Source organism: Aliarcobacter vitoriensis, from assembly GCF_003316695.1.
Classification (GTDB): Bacteria; Campylobacterota; Campylobacteria; order Campylobacterales; family Arcobacteraceae; genus Aliarcobacter; species Aliarcobacter vitoriensis.
Map to the genome: position 1 here is coordinate 71266 of NZ_PDKB01000009.1, position 18820 is coordinate 90085.

Annotated in this window: 15 protein-coding genes; 9 read left to right on the forward strand and 6 right to left on the reverse strand. The window is 24.4% G+C overall.

What is annotated here, in order from left to right; translation table 11 throughout:
* Positions 1–249 precede the first annotated feature (249 nt).
* A complete protein-coding gene (locus CRU91_RS06510; RefSeq protein WP_113894415.1) occupies positions 250–2181 on the forward strand; it encodes a pentapeptide repeat-containing protein in 1932 nt (643 codons plus the stop codon).
* 119 nt (positions 2182–2300) lie between these two features.
* Here the strand turns inward: CRU91_RS06510 and CRU91_RS06515 are convergent, their stop codons facing one another.
* Positions 2301–2489, reverse strand: coding sequence for a hypothetical protein (locus tag CRU91_RS06515; RefSeq protein WP_113894416.1), 189 nt, complete (start codon positions 2487–2489; stop codon positions 2301–2303).
* A 168-nt stretch (positions 2490–2657) separates the two neighbouring features.
* Here CRU91_RS06515 and CRU91_RS06520 point away from each other — a divergent pair, with 168 nt between their 5' ends.
* The 6 genes from CRU91_RS06520 (at position 2658) to CRU91_RS06545 (ending at position 10297) form a co-directional block, all read left to right on the forward strand.
* The gene (locus tag CRU91_RS06520; RefSeq protein WP_113894417.1) at positions 2658–3398 is read left to right on the forward strand and encodes a tetratricopeptide repeat protein; all 741 of its coding nucleotides are present in this window, start codon (positions 2658–2660) and stop codon (positions 3396–3398) included.
* A gap of 123 nt (positions 3399–3521) precedes the next feature.
* Positions 3522–5432, forward strand: a complete 1911-nt coding sequence (htpG, locus tag CRU91_RS06525; protein WP_113894418.1) for a molecular chaperone HtpG — start codon at positions 3522–3524, stop codon at positions 5430–5432.
* A 109-nt stretch (positions 5433–5541) separates the two neighbouring features.
* On the forward strand, positions 5542–6123 hold the full coding sequence (locus CRU91_RS06530) for a hypothetical protein (protein ID WP_113894419.1): 582 nt from the start codon (positions 5542–5544) through the stop codon (positions 6121–6123).
* An 85-nt stretch (positions 6124–6208) separates the two neighbouring features.
* Positions 6209–6766 carry a DedA family protein gene (locus CRU91_RS06535; RefSeq protein WP_113894420.1) on the forward strand — a complete coding sequence of 186 codons (558 nt, stop codon included), beginning with the start codon at positions 6209–6211 and terminating at the stop codon, positions 6764–6766.
* Positions 6756–8120: an ATP-dependent RNA helicase DbpA gene (dbpA, locus tag CRU91_RS06540; RefSeq protein WP_113894421.1), complete on the forward strand. Its 1365-nt coding sequence runs from the start codon at positions 6756–6758 to the stop codon at positions 8118–8120. The genes CRU91_RS06535 and dbpA overlap by 11 nt, the downstream gene beginning before the upstream one ends.
* A 50-nt stretch (positions 8121–8170) precedes the next feature.
* Positions 8171–10297: a diguanylate cyclase domain-containing protein gene (locus CRU91_RS06545; RefSeq protein WP_113894422.1), complete on the forward strand. Its 2127-nt coding sequence runs from the start codon at positions 8171–8173 to the stop codon at positions 10295–10297.
* Positions 10298–10301: 4 nt separating this feature from the next.
* Here CRU91_RS06545 and CRU91_RS06550 read toward each other — a convergent pair whose 3' ends face one another.
* Together CRU91_RS06550 and pdxH are read right to left on the reverse strand one after the other, a co-directional pair.
* Positions 10302–10652, reverse strand: coding sequence for a hypothetical protein (locus CRU91_RS06550; RefSeq protein WP_113894423.1), 351 nt, complete (start codon positions 10650–10652; stop codon positions 10302–10304).
* Positions 10653–10734: 82 nt separating this feature from the next.
* Positions 10735–11373, reverse strand: a complete 639-nt coding sequence (gene pdxH / locus CRU91_RS06555) for a pyridoxamine 5'-phosphate oxidase (protein ID WP_113894424.1) — start codon at positions 11371–11373, stop codon at positions 10735–10737.
* A 96-nt stretch (positions 11374–11469) separates the two neighbouring features.
* Here pdxH and CRU91_RS06560 point away from each other — a divergent pair, with 96 nt between their 5' ends.
* Positions 11470–13167: a bifunctional diguanylate cyclase/phosphodiesterase gene (locus CRU91_RS06560; RefSeq protein WP_235826966.1), complete on the forward strand. Its 1698-nt coding sequence runs from the start codon at positions 11470–11472 to the stop codon at positions 13165–13167.
* Positions 13168–13172: 5 nt separating this feature from the next.
* On the opposite strand, the gene CRU91_RS06565 is transcribed toward CRU91_RS06560, so the two are convergent.
* The 3 genes from CRU91_RS06565 to CRU91_RS06575 all read right to left on the reverse strand — a co-directional run bounded on the left by CRU91_RS06565 (position 13173) and on the right by CRU91_RS06575 (position 16820).
* Positions 13173–14687 (reverse strand): HD domain-containing protein, encoded by a 1515-nt coding sequence (locus CRU91_RS06565; RefSeq protein ID WP_235826967.1) that lies wholly within the window; start codon positions 14685–14687, stop codon positions 13173–13175.
* Between the two features lie 179 nt (positions 14688–14866).
* Positions 14867–16243 carry a PhoH family protein gene (locus CRU91_RS06570; RefSeq protein WP_113894427.1) on the reverse strand — a complete coding sequence of 459 codons (1377 nt, stop codon included), beginning with the start codon at positions 16241–16243 and terminating at the stop codon, positions 14867–14869.
* Positions 16244–16310: 67 nt separating this feature from the next.
* Positions 16311–16820 carry an NADPH-dependent FMN reductase gene (locus CRU91_RS06575; RefSeq protein ID WP_113894428.1) on the reverse strand — a complete coding sequence of 170 codons (510 nt, stop codon included), beginning with the start codon at positions 16818–16820 and terminating at the stop codon, positions 16311–16313.
* Positions 16821–16936: 116 nt separating this feature from the next.
* Here CRU91_RS06575 and CRU91_RS06580 point away from each other — a divergent pair, with 116 nt between their 5' ends.
* A complete protein-coding gene (locus tag CRU91_RS06580) occupies positions 16937–18814 on the forward strand; it encodes a sensor histidine kinase (protein ID WP_113894429.1) in 1878 nt (625 codons plus the stop codon).
* Positions 18815–18820 lie beyond the last annotated feature (6 nt).

The following is an 18820-nucleotide window of genomic DNA, read 5'->3' on the forward strand; positions in this document are numbered from 1 at the left end:
AAAAAGTGCTTATGATACGTTACAACAACAAGAAATCTAAAATTTGCTAAATAGTATAAGAAAAGAGGGAAAAGAAGTTTCTCCTTCAAAAATTATCTATTATAGATTATGAGATACATTGAAGCAATTGTCGAAGATATTTTTTTAGAGATGATATTTATAAATAAATTAAAATGAAATAATTTTATTTAGGTTGAAAATCTGATTTTATTTTGATAAAATAATTTTACTTTCTAAAAAGGTTTTTCATTGGGAAATATAAAGTATAGATGTAGTGTATGTGATAAAGTATTTAATAATAAAGAATTTAAATTAACAAATGATGCTGAAAAATGTATTTTACATTGTGAAAAAGATGATTGGTATGATATTAAGCATAATTCAAAAAATTGGATAAAGTCAGAAAATAAGATAAGATATTTTTGGAAAAGAATTCGAGATTTAATTACTCAAGTATCTCATAAAAAAAATAATATGCTTGATTTTAACAATGTAATATTTCCTCAATTTGAAGATATATATTATTTAGATAATAAAACAGAAACTTCCAATTATGAGTTAGGAAATAAAGAGTTTAATTTTGTCAAATATGAACTTGAAGGATTAGCGAGTTATGGAAAACAACCTGAGTTTATAGTTGAGGTTAATATTAATTTTACAAATTCGGTTTTTTTAGATGATGTAAATTTTAATCATTATAAATTTAAAAACTTTATTTGTTTTAATAAAGTTAAGTTCCAGGGAAAGTGTAGTTTTATAAATACAGAATTCAATGAAGTTTCATTTGATAATGTTAACTTTTTTAAAGAGGTTATTTTTGAAAACTCTATATTAAATTTTATAAACTATGATGATGAAAAAGATTTTGAAAATACAATATTTCATGAAGATGTTAAATTTTGCACTTCAAAATTCAGTACAGTTGGAAGTAAGAAAGAATACGATATAAAATTTATGGGTACACAGTTTAAAAAAATAAGTATTTCGAGTTGTGACTTTGAAAAAGGAATATGTTTCTTAAGAGATACTAAAGCAGATATTGTATCCATAAATAGTGCTACAATAGATTTTCTTTATATAGAAAGTGATGTACCTAACATATATATATCTAATAATAAAAAAGAAATAAATAAACTAATAATAAAACATAATACTTTAAAATCATTGACAATACATAATACAATCATAAAAGAAGACTTTTTATTAAATAAAGAACAATATAAAAAGAGAGATACTTTTGAATTAGATTTATTAAATTTAAAAGAATCTACATTTAATGGTAAAGTAAAAATACAATTTTATGATATTCAAAATGCTAGTTTTTATAATACAAGATTTCAAGATTTAGCAGATTTTTACCAAACAACATTTCATAAAGTAGATTTTGAACGTACAGATTTTTTGAGTATTTCAGTATTTAGTGAAACTCATTTTAAGTGTGATGTAGCTTTTGAGTATGTAAAGTTTTGGGGTAAAGCAATATTTAGAGATACGATTATAGAGGGTAGTTTAAATCTTAGAGATAGTATTTTCAATGATGAAGCTAATTTTTTAAATATTACAAAAGTAAAAGTTGATAAAGATAAAGAACCTAAAGATATTAATGTTGTAAACAGAGAGACAGCTCGTGTCATAAAAAATTTTTATGATAATGCAAATAATATTATTGAATCAAATAGGTTTTATAAATTGGAAATGGAAAAAAGAGAAGAAGAATTAAAAAAAGATATTAAATCAAATTTTTGGGAATGGTTGGTATTTAAATTTCATGAAATATCATCATATCATTCACAAAATTGGTTATTGGCATTATTTTGGATAATTAATTTTACATTTTTTTATTCTCATTTAAAGACTTTTGGAGGACAACCTTCTGATGAATACTACACAATACCGTTAATACTTAGTTTCAACATTTTAATTTTTAGTTTTTGTGAAATATATTTATATAAAAAAATATCTTTTATATCAATATTATTAACTATGATGTTTTCTTTTGGAGTCTATAGTATTTCTACTAGAGATTTTAATTTATACTGCTTTAGTAATAATTTAAACCCCTTTTCTATAATGACAGGAAAAGATGAATTAAATTTTTCTAGTTTAATCTATAAAGTAACTATAGCCTACCTTATTTATCAATTTATTATTTCTTTAAGACAAAATACAAGGAGGAAATGAATATTTATTATATAAATATTCAATGGTGATAAAATTAAATGCAAAGAAGTAAAAAAATTTTCATCAGAATGAAAGGAGTATAATATACTCATATAAACTAGATATTTATTTTTTATATTTTATTTTTTAGTTTCAAACTCTTTTTTTAGTTCCTTTAACTCTTCCAAACTTTTTTCAGATTTTTCAATAATCTCTTCTACCATAAGCCCAAGCATAATAGTTTTATAAAGATTTGGTTTTTTCTTTTTCCAGTTATATAAAGTTGTTCTATCTATATCTAAATATCCTGCAATATCCCTTTGAGTCATAAATCACCTACTTTTTGGCTTTAGATTACAAATAGCTTCTTTATAAAACAACAGTTGATATATTCAACATAATATAGTTATTAAGTTGTTAATTTAAACATTGAATTTGTATAATGTTGAATTATTAAACATAAACTACATAATATGTAGAATTAAAAAGGAAAAACCATGTTAAAAAAATCGCTTATTTTGATGATATTTATATCATTAAATCTATTTGCTTGGGATAGTGCAACTTATTATTTTGATGAAGGTGCAAGAGATTATAAAAATGCAAACTATACTCAAGCCATAAAAAACTATGAAAAGTCAGCAAAACTTGGCAATAAAAAAGCTATGTATAACTTAGGACTTATTTATTCTGGTGGAATTGGTGCAGATAAAGATGATAAAAAGGCTTTTTATTGGTATGAACAAGCATCAAATAAAGGCGATTTGAATGCTATTTATAATCTTGCAGTTATGTATGATGATGGTTTAGGAGTAGAAAGGAACAGTAAAAAAGCAGTTGAACTGTATCTAAAATCAGCAAATTTAGGAAATCCAAATGCTATGTATAACTTAGCAAATAAATATTATATTGGAATTGATGTAGAAAAAAATATAAATGAAGCTATAAAATGGTATGAAAAATCAGCCTCTTTAGGTATTCACGAAGCTATGCACAATTTGGGGATGATTTATATAAGTGATGAAAAAAAAGATTATAAAAAAGCTATCGAGTATTTTGAAAAAGCTTCATCTTTGGGTGATTATAAATCTATGAATGCACTTGGAATTATGTATTATAACGGTGAAGGTGTGCAAAAAGATATGAAAAAAGCAAAAGAATATATAGAAAAATCAAAGGATAGTGGAAGCCCTGAAGCTTCAAAATATTATGAAAAATATGAACTGTGGAAGTATTGATTTTGTGATTAATTAGCACTCTATCTATAAAAGTGCTAAATATTTTTAAAACTTTAGCCAAGTTTAATAAAGTTATCACTAAAATTCCTTTTTAAAATTCAAATTTTATAGGAGAAATATAATATGGCAAAACATCAATTTCAAACAGAAGTAGGGCAACTACTACATTTAATGACACACTCTTTATACTCAAATAAAGAGATTTTTGTAAGAGAACTTGTATCAAACGCAAGTGATGCAATAGATAAATTAAACTATTTAAGACTAACAGATGAAAAATTAAAAGATAGCTTTGCTTCTTGGAAAGGTGAGATAAATATATCTTTTGATGAGAAAGATAAATCACTTACTATTATTGATAATGGTATTGGTATGAACGAAGAGGATATGATAAACTCTATTGGTACTATTGCAAAATCTGGAACAAAATCTTTTGTAGAAGCACTAACAGGTGATGCGAAAAAAGATTCAAATCTAATTGGACAATTTGGAGTAGGGTTTTATTCAGTATTTATGGTTGCAGATAAAGTAGATGTTATTTCTAAAAAAGCAGGGGAAGAAGTAGCTTACAAATGGAGTTCAGATGGCTCTGGAGAGTTTGATTTAGCTCCTTGCACAAAAGAGAGTGCTGGAACAGTAATCTATATAAAACTAAAAGATGAAGAAGCAGGAGAGTTTGCAAGTAAATATAGAATAAAAAATATCGTAGGAAAATATTCAAATCATATTGCTTATCCAATTTTCTTAAACTATGATGAAGAAGTAAGTGAAACTTTAAGCGAAGAAGATGAAAAAGCTGGAAAAACTCCAGAGAAAAAAACTGAAAGAAAACACGAACAAATAAATGAAGCAACAGCACTTTGGACTCAGCCAAAAGCAAAATTAAAAGATGAAGATTATAACAACTTTTATAAATCAATTTCTCAAGATAGTAGCGATCCAATGCTTACAATTCACACAAAAACAGAAGGGGTAAATGAGTACATAACACTATTTTATATCCCACAAATTGCACCTATGGATATGTATAGAGCAGATTATCAAAGTGGAATTAAACTATATGTAAAAAGAGTATTTATTACTGATGACGATAAAGAGTTATTACCTACATATTTAAGATTTGTAAGAGGTATCATTGATAGTGAAGATTTACCTTTAAATGTAAGTAGAGAGATTTTACAAGAGAATAGAATTTTAGCAAATATCAAACAAAGTAGTGTTAAAAAGATTTTATCTGAAATCAAAAAACTTTCAAAAGATGAAGAGAAATACTCTAAATTTATAGAGCAATATAATCGTGCTTTAAAAGAGGGAGTTTATCAAGACTACACAAATAAAGAGGCTATTCTAGAGCTTTTAAGATATAAATCAACAAAAACAGAAGATAAAAAATTAACTTCACTTGAAGATTATAAAAATAGAGCAAATTCTGAACAAAAAGCTATTTATTACATTGTTGGAGAAAATGAAAAAGTTTTAAGAAATTCTCCACTACTTGAAAGCTACAATAAAAATGATATTGAAGTTTTAATACTTGATGATAAAGAGATAGATGAGATTATAACTCCTGCAATTGGGGCATTTAAAGAGTGGGAATTTAAAGATATCACAACTTGTGAAGCTCCAAAAGTTGAAATAAATGAAGAAGAGAAAAAAGAAGTCGAAGAGAAGTTTAAAGATATCGTTTCAAAAATAAAAGAGAAACTAAATGATGATGTAAAAGATGTAAAAATCACAAATAGATTGTCTGAATCTGCTTCTTGTATTACAAAAGATAGTCAAGATGCTCAAATGGCTGCGATGGCACATATGTTTAGATCAATGGGACAAGAAGTTCCAGAAATCAAACCAATATTAGAGATAAATCCAAATCATGAAATAGTGAAAAAACTAAAAGATACAAAAGATGAGGGCTTAATTGAAGATATATCTTGGATTTTACTAGATTTAGCAAAAATTAGTGAAGGTTTTGAGATAAGTGATAGAGTTGCATTTGCAAAAAGACTTACAAAAATAACTGCTAAAGCACTATAAGTTTAAAACAGATTTAACTGCTAATTTTTTATAAATTAGCAGTTTTATTAACTACTTGCGAAAAGAGGGTTTTTTAGATAGAGTTATATAAAAATTTGGGGAGATTTTTATGTTTGAAGCTTTATTTAAATTTTTAAAATATATTTTTAAAACCGTTACCAAACTTTCAATCCCATATTTTAGTCTTGAAGAAAATGATTTAAAATTCAAAATCTCAACTGATAATTTTTATAATTTTACACTATACAATATAGAAATTAAAACTAGACACGATTCATATGTCTATGAAGCATATACCTTAAAAGCAAATGATATTTTTTTGGAGTATATCCATACTTACAATGATGCTGTTTGGAATGTTCAAGCTTTTTCTTGTTTTTTAGATTTATTAAAAGATAATTTAAAAATAAATAGTTTTGAAAATTTGGAGAAAAAAGTACATACTCACTATGAGTTTAATATTTATAGAGTAAACAAAAGTTACAATTTACATATTATATATATTTATGAAATGTATAAAGAGATTTTTATAGTTGATACAAAAGGTGATTTATATGAAAATCTTTTAAGAAATTTTGAGAAATCTTATAATTATGAATTTCCTAAAAATGAAAATATAATATTGGATATAAATATAAGTTTAGCAAAAAACAATGCGATAAATAATTATTTTAGATTAGCTTCAAACTAGCAATATAAAACTACTTTATGCACAAATAAATATAGATTTAGATAAAATGTTTACTTTTATGTAAAGAATAATTTTAGGAAATTTAATGGAACAGTTTATTCAAGATTGGGGTTATATAGCTCTGTTTTTGTACTCTTTTGGTGGTGGATTTTTGGCTCTTGCTATTGCTGGAGCATTTTCTTATGCTGGAGATTTGAACATATATATTTGCGTTGCAGTAGCAGGAGTTTCAAATTTTATTGGTAGCCAGTTTTTATTTTATATGGGAAAATATAATAAAGCTTATGTAGAAGATATGATGAAAAACCATACTAAAAAAATAGCATTGGTTAAAGTATTACTAAAAAAATATGGAATTTTTATAGTATTTATTCAAAAATATATTTATGGAGTTAAAACTTTAATACCACTTGTTATGGGAGTTTCAGAGTATAATCCTTATAAATTTATGATTTTAAATATAATGGCTTCTATTCTTTGGGCTTGTGTTATTGGATATATTAGTTTTGTTGCTGGTGAGTTTTTGATGAGTTTAGCAGATAAATTCCAATATATGGGTTTAATCATCGTTTTTGTGATTATATTTTTCCTTATTTCAAACTTTAATAAAAAACGAAAAAAGGCAAAAAATAGTGAAGTTTAAAGAACTAAAATTAAAAAAAGAGTTTATAGAAAATCTTAATTCTTTAGGATATGAAAACTTAACACCTATCCAGGAACTTAGTTTAGAAAAGAGTTTATCTGGAAGTGATATCATAGCACAAGCCAAAACTGGTTCTGGAAAAACAGTTGCATTTTGTATTCCTATGGTTGAAAAATTAGAAGTTAAAAGATTTACTATACAATCACTTATTTTAGCTCCTACAAGAGAATTATCAAATCAAATAGCAAATGAACTTAGAAAATTATTTAGACATATTCATAATGTAAAGGTTTTGACTTTGTGTGGAGGAGTTCCATTTAAACCTCAAGTTGCTTCACTTCAACACAATGCTCATATTATTGTAGGTACAACAGGAAGAGTTTTAAAACATATAAAAGAGAAAAATCTAAATTTAGAAAATATAAACTATTTTGTTTTAGATGAAGCTGATAAGATGTTAGATATGGGATTTTATGATGATATAGAACAAATAGTAGAAGTATTACCACAAAATAGGCAAACTTTACTTTTTAGTGCAACTTATGAGAGAAATATTGAAAATCTGGCTTCAAAAATTATGAAAAACCATACTTTTGTAAAAATAGAAAATGAAAAAAAAGAGTTTATAAAACAGACTTTTTACAATATTGAAAATAGAGATAAAATTGAATATATCTCAAAAATAATCTCTACAAATAATGCAAGTTCAACAATAATCTTTTGTAATATGCGACAAACTTGCGAAACTTTAGCTGATGATTTGTATGATTTAGGGTTTGATGTTTTAACTTTACATTCTGACTTAGATCAAAAACAAAGAGATGAAACTATTGTATTATTTTCAAATAAATCTTATCCTATTTTAATAGCAAGTGATGTTGCAGCAAGAGGTTTGGATATAGATGATATAGATTTAGTTATAAATTATGATTTAGCTTTAAATGAAAAAATACATACTCATAGGATTGGTAGAACTGCAAGAGCTGGAAAAGGTGGATGTGCAGTAACTTTTTACACAAAAAATGAAGATGACAAACTTGATATTTTTAAAAGTACATTTAGTGATATAAATTTTGAAGATGTACAGAATATACAAGATAATAAAGATTTTAAAATAGATAGTGATTTTAGAACAATATATATAAATAGTGGAAAAAAACATAAATTAAGAAAAGCTGATATTTTAGGAAGCTTAACTGCTGGAATAGGGCTTAATAAAGATGATATAGGTAAAATTGATGTTTTAGATTTTTGTTCGTATGTGGCAATAAAAAAAGAAAAGGTTAAATTTACCTTAAATGAGTTGCAAAAAACTAAAATAAAAGGTAAAATTCATAATATTTTTGAAAAATAATTATAAGATTATGATATTATACATATATTTTAAACAAAGGGGAATTTGCATTGTTTAAAAATAAACTCTTTACAAAAATCGTTTTGATTTTTACGATACCAATTTTAGGGATCTTATTCTTTAGTTCTACAATGGTTTATGAAAAAATTAAACTTACTCAAGAATTTGAAAATAATAGTTTTAGATTTGATTATTTAAAAAGTGCTGAAAGATTGATGATATCTTTGGAAAAAGAAAAAATATTATCACTAAATTACTTAAACTCAAAAGACTTGTATAAAAATTTAAAAGAACAACAAGATATAACAAAAGAGTATTTTGATAAATTAAAAATTACCTTAAATAATTTTCCGTGGAAACTTGAATGGAAAGAACATATTGAAGATTTAGATAATAACTTCATTAAATTAGAAGAATTAAGAGATAGAATAGTTAATTTAGTTGTATCAAGCGAAGATATAACAAATAAATTTAATTTAGTAAATAAAAGAATCATAAAAACTTTGGTTCTTCTAAGGTTTAAGGATTCTACAAACTCTTATTCACAAAATATTTTAAGATTAGATGATTATTTTAACTCAAATGCAAATAATATAGAAAAATTATCATCTTTGGCGGAACTTACTGTTATATCTATTCAAAAAGAGTTGTCTCATCATGAACAAAATATAAATCTTGAAAAAAATATTAGTTATATATTCTTATTTTTTTGTTTTTTTACACTAATTCCATTATTTTTCATATTGAGAAATATTATTTTTAATGAACAAGATTCAGCTTTAAAAATTGAAAAACATAAAAATATATATGAATTATTAAATCAAGCAAATAAATTTTTAACAAAGACATTTAAAAAAGATGAATTATATATAGAAATTTGTGAACTTTTAAAAGACAATAAAGATTTGACATTTTGCTTTATATATGATTGTGTAAATAAACAAGTTATTGCACAAGATGGAGAATTAAAAGAGATAATCATAAAGAATAAAGATTCTTCATCAGAAAATCTTATTTCTAAAACTATAAAACGAGAACAAAATATAGTTATAAATAATTTTAAAGATGAGAATGTATCTATATGTTATGATAAAGCAAAAGAGTTTAATATCAATTCAATGGCTACTTTTCCTATTAAAAAATTCAATGAAGTTGTAGGAGTATTATTACTTTATTCTAAAGAAGTTAATTTCTTTGATCAAGAAGCAGAGATACTGTTTGATAAATTGGTTTTTGGTATTGCAAATTGTTTAGAAAAAATTGATTATGAAGATATAAGATTACAACAAGAAAATGAGCTAAAACTATCATCTTTTGCATTTGATTCTTTTGCTCCAATGATTATTACAGATAATAAAAATACAATAGTAAAAGTAAATAAGGCATTTTGTCAAATTATGGGTTATTCAAAAGAGGAACTTTTAGGGCAAAATCCAAGAATGTTTAAAACAGCGCACCAAGATAGAAAATTTATTGAAAGTTTGTGGGATGATCTAAAAATAAATGGTAGTTGGAGTGGAGATGTTTATAACAAAAAAGCAAATGGGGATATTATTGCTTTAAGAAGTATAATAACAGTTATAAAAAATGAAGAGGAGAAAATTACGAATTATCTTGGTCAATATATGGATATTAGTGAGCAAAAAGATAAAGAGAAAATTTTAGAATATCAAGCAACTCACGATAATCTTACAGGATTACCAAATAGGCTTCTTTTATTGGATAGAATAGAACATGCTATTACAAAAACTGTAAGACATAAAATTTTTGGTGGATTAATATTTATTGATTTGGATAATTTCAAAGCTGTAAATGATACTTTGGGGCATGATATGGGAGATGTGCTTCTTATAACGGTTGCAAAGAAGATAAAAGAGTGTTTAAGAGATGAAGATACAGTTTCAAGAATAGGAGGAGATGAGTTTATAGTTTTATTGGATAACATAGGAAATAATAGCGATGATGCTAGAAGAAATATAAGTTATTTAGCTGAAAAAATAAAAAATACATTAAATAATATAACACACATAAATGGACATAAAAATATATCAACTCCTAGCATTGGTGTGACATTATTTAGTGATTCTAGCGTTAGTGTTCAAGATATTATAAAACAAGCTGATACTGCTATGTATAGTGCTAAAAAACAAGGTAAAAATGCAATAGAGTTTTTTTAAAACTTTATTGCACTTCTTCATCCCATAAAATAGATACTCCATAATCTTTGTCTAGCATAGCATATTTAAAATATTCACCTTTTATTTTTTTACTATAAAGTCTAATTGCTACTTTTCCATTATCTAGTAAGCTTTTCATCTCATATTTTGAGAATCCTTTTTTATTCCACTTTAAAAAAACATTTGAATATACTCTAAAGTTGCAAGTAGAATCATTTGTATATACAAATTGAAAGCTATCATCATGTTCTTTTTTTGAGTTTTCACAAGTGTATAAAACAACTTTTTGATTTTGTGCAATTGTATTTATGGCTATAACATCTCCATCACAATTTGGACATTTCCCTAAAATCATTCTAATCCTTTTTATATTTTAAGGATTTTACTAAATTTTTTTAAAAGTAGCAAAAAATATTACAAAGTGTAATATTTTATAGCTATGGAGCTAATCTTGAAATTTTCCAGCTATTATTTTCTTGAAGTTCATATAAAAATCTATCATGAAGCCTATCTTCTCCACCTTGCCAAAACTCTATTTTTAGAGGTTTTATAATATATCCTCCCCAAAAAGATGGAAATGGTACCTCTTTATTTAAGAATTTTCTTTTTATTTCATCAAATTTTTGTTCTAATAGTGCTCTTGAACTTATAACTTGGCTTTGCGTTGATACCCAAGCTCCCAGTTGGCTACCTTTAGGACGAGATAAAAAATATTTTAAAGACTCAGTTTTTGAAATCTTTTCTATTGAACCTTCAATTTTTACTTGTCTTTCTAATTGCAACCAAGTAAAAAGAGCAGCTGCTTTAGGATTTTCTTCTATTTGTTTAGCTTTTTTACTTTCATAATTTGTGAAAAAAACAAATCCTTTTTCATCAAAAACTTTTAGTAAAACTGTTCTTATACTTGGCATCATATCATTTCCAACTGTTGCAAGAGAAAAAGCATTTGGTTCCAAAAGTTTTTCTTCTATTGCATCATTAAACCAAATTTCAAATTGTTTAAGAGCATTTTGATGTAAATCTTTTATATCTATATTTTTTGTTGTGTATTTTGCTCTAAAAGTAGATAAATCCAAAAATGTCCTTTAAAATTTATTATTTTTTTTAAAATTATAGTATAATAGTTCTTCAATTTTATAAATAACTATAATTATAAAGCTTTAGGAAAAAATTTGTTTACTATCTTAGAATATTTATTATTTTTATTGTTACTTATAGTGACTATTTTATTGATAGCTAAAATAAGAAATATTAAAAAATTACAAAAAAAATTAAAAGAACTTAGTGTAAGAGCGAATATTTTAAGACAGTACAATAAAGCTACAAAAACATCAAATATCATTTCAAATGCTGATTTAAAAGGTAATATTACTTATGTAAATAATAAGTTTTGTGAAGTTTCTCAATATTCAAGAAGAGAGATATTAGGAAGACCACACAATATTTTAAGAGCTGAAGAAGATGATGAAGTATTTAAAGATTTATGGAAAACTATTAAAAGTGGTAATGTTTGGAGAGGAAATCTAAAAAATAGAAAGAAAGATGGAACTTTTTATCATATAAATACGATTATCTCACCAATTTATGATGAAAATGGTCAAATTTTTGAGTATGTAGCAATACGACATGAAATAACAGATTTAGTAGAAAAAACGGCAGAATTAAATAAGATTTTAAGAGAAGATTATCTTACAAAAATAGGAAGTAGATATAAACTTATAGAAGATATCGCAAAAAAAGATAATCCAGTAATTGCTTTGATTGATATAAATAATTTTAGTGAAATAAATGATTTTTTTGGTTATAAAATAGGTGATAATATATTAAGACTTATTGCTAAAACAATTGAAGATCTATTTATAAATAAAAAAAATTATGAAGTTTATAGATTGACAGCTGATATTTTTGCAATTTTATCAGTTAATGTTGATCAAAATGAATTTATAAAAGAAGTAAGCAAAGCAACAAAAAAGCTAACAGAAAAACCTTTTAGTGCAAGAGGAAGAGAGATATATTTGCAACTAAATCAGAGCTTTTCATTTGAGTCAAAAGATACACTTTTAGAAACAGCAAATGTTATAAGAAAATATTCAAAAAGAAATAAAAATAATATAATATACAATAAAGATTTTGATATAGAAAAAGATTATGAAAAAAATATATTCTGGACTCAAAAAATTAAAAAAGCTCTTGAAAAAGATGGAGTTTTCCCATATTTCCAAGCAATTTATAATATTCAAACGCAGAGAATAGAAAAATATGAAGCTTTGATGAGATTAAATGATGGTGGAAAAGTTGTACCACCTTTTTTCTTTTTAGATATTTCTAAAAAATCTGGGCAATATTTACAACTTACAAAACAGATGGTTAAGAAAACTTTTGAATATTTTAAAAATAATGAGTATGAATTTTCTATAAATCTTACTTTTCAAGATATATCAAATGAGATTATTTCTTCATATATTCTAAATACGATTAAGGTTTATGGTTTTGGTTCAAGAGTCGTAATTGAAATTGTTGAGAGTGAAGAGATAAAAAATTTCTCAATAGTAAATAATTTTATTGAAGAGATTAGAAGTCTTGGCTGTAAAATTGCGATAGATGATTTTGGAAGTGGATATTCTAATTTTGAGTATTTAATAAAATTAAATGCTGATTATATAAAAATAGATGGTTCTTTGATTAAGGATATTTTAGTAAATAACGGTAATGAAAATATCGTTAAAATGATTATAAAATTTGCCAAGGATCAAGGAATTAAGACTATTGCTGAATTTGTATCAAGTAAAGAGATATTTGATAAAGTTAAAGAGTTGGGTGTTGATTATGTACAAGGCTATTACATAAAAGAGCCAGAAGCAAGCATCTAACAATATTATTCATTTAAAACTTTTTCTTCAAATATTTTAAATAATATAGTTTTTAAATCAATTTTTAATTCATCTGATAAAATGATATTATTTGAATATATGTAAAATGGAACTGTATTTCTCATAGAGTATTTTAATCTTTTTCTTAAAGTTGAAACTTCATCAATATCTATAAGTTCATCACCATCATACAAATAGAAATCTTTTTCAATACCAAGATTAAAAGAGACTATTTGATAAGCAAAAAACAAATTTTCTTTTTCATGTTTTTTGATAATATTATCTAATTCATTTTGAAGTTTATTTAATCTATTTTTAGTTATATATCCGAAACTTTCTCTAAATTTATATCTCTCTACCGTTGAAAAATCCAAAACTTTATAAAACTCATTTAAATTTTTCCAAGGACTTTTAAATCTTTTTTTACCAAATAAAACTTCTTCAAAACAAAACAGATATTTTTTATCTTCTTGGCTTAAATAATCTTTATTTTTTATATCAAAATATTTATTTTTAAATAAAGATATTAACCAATTTTCATCCAACATAGATATTGTATCGAGTTCTTTTTGTTTATTTGTGTTTTCAAAATTCCAAAGCATAGATATTGAATTTGACAACTTATCATCTTCATATTTATCTTCAAAATATTTTGAAGATAAATATTGAACTACATTTTCAAGCAAAGAGTCCGTTTTTGCAATACCATGATTAAAAATCACTTTTTTATAAAGATTAAATCGCATTTCAAGCATATGTTCAATATCTATTAAACTCATATCAAAAAAACTTAAATGAAATTTGTTATTTTGTTCTACTAAAACAGCTTGTTTTGTAATTCTTAAATGATCATTTGGTCCAGTTATATAACCACTTGCCAACATATCACGATTTATATAATCCAGTCTATCAGCATCCACTGTACTATCTATAAATTTATGCAAGATGCCAAAATCAAAGTTTTCTTCATTTTTTTCTTCTAATATTTTTAAAGCCAATGTTTTTATGAGCTTTAGATATTCTCTATCTTGAGTTTTAAATATTAATTCATTTAATTCATAATCAAATAGAAGTTTCAAAAACTTCTCACCTATTGCTTCGTGTAAAACATCCTTACAGTTTTTTGTTATTTTTTCATAATTATCTTTGAATATTAACTCTTTTTTTAAAAGTATTTCTTTATTTTCTTCTTTTGCTTTTATTTTTTCATAAATTTTTTTTAAAGCATACTCAACTTGATGTGAAAAAGGTAAATGCCCAACATCATGAAGTAGTGCAACTATTCTTATAGTTTGCAATAAAATTGTATAAGTTGTTCTTTGAAAATTTGATTTTGTAGGAATTGTAAATTGATATAAAGCTTTATTGTCAAAGTATTCCAATTTTTCTATATTGATTTGTATTTTTTCATCTTTTATAATTTTTTGAATAGCTTTTTTTGATATAGCTAGAAAATTATTTTTTGTTTTTTTATCTGCATTTAATAAGGCATTTTTAAACATAAATGAGCTTAAATGCATAGTTCCTAAACTATGTATAAATCTTTTTGTTGTAATTGATGGATATGAAAAATATGCTAAAGCATTTTGCGTTATGAATTGAAGTCTATTTACAATCTTTGTTTGAAGTAATTTATCTTCAAGTTTTGTATATTCAATATGATTGTAAATAGTGTCATTTATTAATCTATTTTGTATTTTTAATCCTTTCTTTTTTCAAAAATTCTTTCAGTAAACTGTGCAAACTTACCTCTTACTGCTTTATCTAGTTCTATTGCAAACATTTTTATTTCAGTATGTGCATAAGAAGTTTGTTTTAAAAGCGTTGTTAGACCATTATTATATTTGTTTAGATATAAATTATCTATTTGTCTATTTGAACCAATAACTATTGCCATACAACTTTCATCAAGTCTTGATAAAATTAGTTGAGTTGTTTTTTCACTACTATTTTGCCACTCATCCATAATAACAATAGCACCACTTAAAGTTCTTCCTCGTGCTTCTCCTGGCCAAAGAGTTTCTATAATATATTTTGATTTTAGTTCATCAATTTTTGAATTAATTGATTCTTGGTTTTCTCTATTTTCACTTTTTTTTAGATGTTTTTTAGCAATAAATTCTAAAGTATCATATAATGCCATATTATAAATTCTAAATTTCTCTTCATTCCCTGATAAGAATCCAACTTCGGCACCTTTATCAAGAGATTCTATAGAGTTTCTTACATAAACTATTTTGTCATATAAACCCAAATCAATTAATCTCATAGAGCAAACAATAGACATTAAAGTTTTTCCACTTCCAGCCTTTGCATCAATTACAAGTAAATCATACATATTTGATAAAATAGCTTTTGAAAATAGTTTTTGTTTAATATTTACTGGTTTTATAGTTAATGCTTTAAAATCACTATCTTTTAAAATATCAACTTTTTGATTTGTAATTATTGCATATTCACTATTTCCATCACTACTTTCAAATGAATATGAAAAATTTTCTATTTGGTACTCTTCATCAATTAAAAGAATATTTTTATTATCTAAACTATTAAATAGTGATGAATCTAACTCTATATTTTTTAAGAAATTAAAATTTGGAACAGTTGATTTGTCATCATGTAAAGTTTCAGTTTTAATACCTTTAAATAGTGCAAAAGTTCTAGCATATACATCTAAAGATAAAAAGATAGTTTGGTATCCTTTAAAATACTCTTGTGATATAGTTGCAACTTCAATAATTCTTTTATCATTTGATTCTGAAATATGAAATTGCTCTATTTGTGTATCATAACTATCTTTTGCAATGATATTCAAATTTAATTCATCATTAAAAAGTTTTACGACTTTAAAACCAACTTTATAATCAACTTCTTTTATTTTCATATTTGCTAATAATCTTGCAAACTCTCTTGAATAGTATCCTAATTCATTATCTAGCTTCTTTTTATCTTCTAATTCAAGAAGGACTGTTTCAGGAATAACAATATGATTGGATTTATTGTCAGATATTTTATAGAGGTTTTGAAGGTTTTGTAAAATGATATTTGTATCTAAAACATATACTTTTTCTTTCATAAATGAATTCTAGCATAATTTGATAACAATTCAATTACAATATTTATGAGCTTAAGAGATGATTCTCTTAAGCATTTGAAAGTTTTACTAAGTTCTCTAAGATAGATTTTGCTGAGTCCTCATTAAGACCTTTTTCATAGTTTGTTAATATTTCTCTAGCTAATATATTTGCTCCTAAGTGTTGAAACATAATTCTCATAGCTTGAAGTCCTTTTTGACCACCTCCACCACTGTGAGTTGCAAGAGCTAAAACTTTATCATTGAAAGCATCACGCCAATTTTTTGTTGCTCTTGAAGTCCAAGCCATAGCATTATTTAAAACTGGTGGCATAACTCCATTGTACTCTGGAGCAATTATAATAAATGCTTTTAAATCCATTATCTTTGTAGCTAAATCTAAAACAGATTCAGGTATTCCATTTGTTTCTTCTTCAACTGTACTATAAAGTGGTAAGTTATAAGTTACTAAATTTATTATTTCTGTTTCATAATGTAACTTTGTTGCAATATCTTGTATTTGAACTGCCAACTTTTGGTTATTATTTGAACTAGCTACTATTATTCCTATTTTTGACATTGTTATCCTTAATTAGTATTATAAACGGCGATTATAACAAAATATTACTTGTAAAATTATAGATTATATTTAAAAAAAAATTGATATAATCTTATCTTAAATTTTAAGGTGAAAATATGGATAACTCTGGAGAACATAGGTTATTACGGTTAATTAAATTTGCTCCAACATTTTTAGTTTTATTTATCTCTTTTATTATAGTGATATTTATATACTTCGATAGTAAAAAAACTTATGAAGAGGAAAAGAAGGCTATTGAAACCAAATTCCTTAGTGATAGTAAAGATAACATTCAAGCAGAAGTTATTAGAGTTTATACTTATATTAGATATCTACAAGCAAATACAGAAGAATATTTAAAAAAATCAATAAAAGATAGAGTTTATGAAGCTCATGAAATAGCAACAAATATTTATGAAACATATAAATATACAAAGAGTAAAGATGAGATTTTTGAGTTAATCAAAGTTGCTCTTGATAAAGTTAGATTTAATGATGGAAGAGGATATTTTTATATAGATGATGAATTTGGAAATAAACGTTTATTACCTATAGATAAAGAAAATGAAGATAAAAACTATTTTGAACACCTAGATGAAAAAGGTTATTCTTTTGTAAAAACTATGGTTGAAACAATAAAAAATAAAACTGAAAGATATGATGAATATTATTGGCAAAATCCAAATACAAAAAAAGCAGCTAAAAAAATTGCATTTTATAAATATCTGGAACCGTTTAATGTAGTAATAGGTACCGGTGAATATATAGAGGATTTTGAAAAAGTTGTTCAGCAACAGGCATTAGAATATATAAGTATGATTAGGTTTAAAGATAATGGATATTTATTTGTAATGGAAAATAATGGGAAGTTATTATCGCATATTAATAAAGATTTGATAGGTAAACACTATGAAGAAAATGTAATTTTAAAAGATGAAAATAATAATACAATAGATATTGTAGAGTTTGCAAAGAATAATGAAGGTTTTTATTCTTATTTACAAAAAAATGAAGATAATATAACTAGAAAAAAAATTAGTTATATAAAAAGTGTATATAATTGGAATTGGACTATTGGGGCTGGGTTTTATGAAGATGAAATAATAAATAGCATAGAAAAATTACAAGAGAAAAATGATGAGAAATACAGCTCTTATATAAAAAATATAACTTTAATATTTGCTATTTTAATTTTTGGTTTATTATTAATATCTAAATATATTTCAAAATATCTTGAAAAAATATTAAAAGATTATAAAAAAGAACTTGAACAAAATCAATCGATGTTATACCAAAAAACTAAGATGGAAAGTATGGGTGAAATGATAGGAAATATTACTCATCAATGGCGACAACCTTTATCCATCATAACAACTTCTGCAAGTGCTATGAAGATACAAAAAGAGATGAATATTTTAAATGATGAAATATTTTTAGAATATATTGCAAAAATTAACTCTTCGGCAAATCACCTATCACAAACAATCGATGATTTTAAAGATTTTTTTAAACCAAATAGAGAAAAAAGCAAGTTTTTTATACAAGATAGCTTTAATAAAGCTCTTAATTTGATATCATCACAATTTAATAAACAAAATATAAATATTATTCAAGATATAGATGATATAAATATCTTCTCTTATGAAAATCAACTTATTCAAGTCTTTATAAATATATTAAATAACTCAAGAGATGAACTTATTAAAAAAGATTATGATAGATATATATTTATAGATGTAAAAAAAATCAATCAAGATATCGTAATATCTATAAAAGATAATGCTGGTGGTATATCAACTGAGTCTATAAATAGGATTTTTGAAGCATATTTTAGTACAAAATCAAAAAGTGATGGTACAGGAATAGGTTTGTATATGACAAAAGATATTATTGAAAAGCAATTAAATGGTAGTATTAAAGCTGAAAATATAAGTTTTAAATATGAAAACAAAAATTTTACTGGAGCTGACTTTATCATAACTTTAAAAGCATAAGTAAGA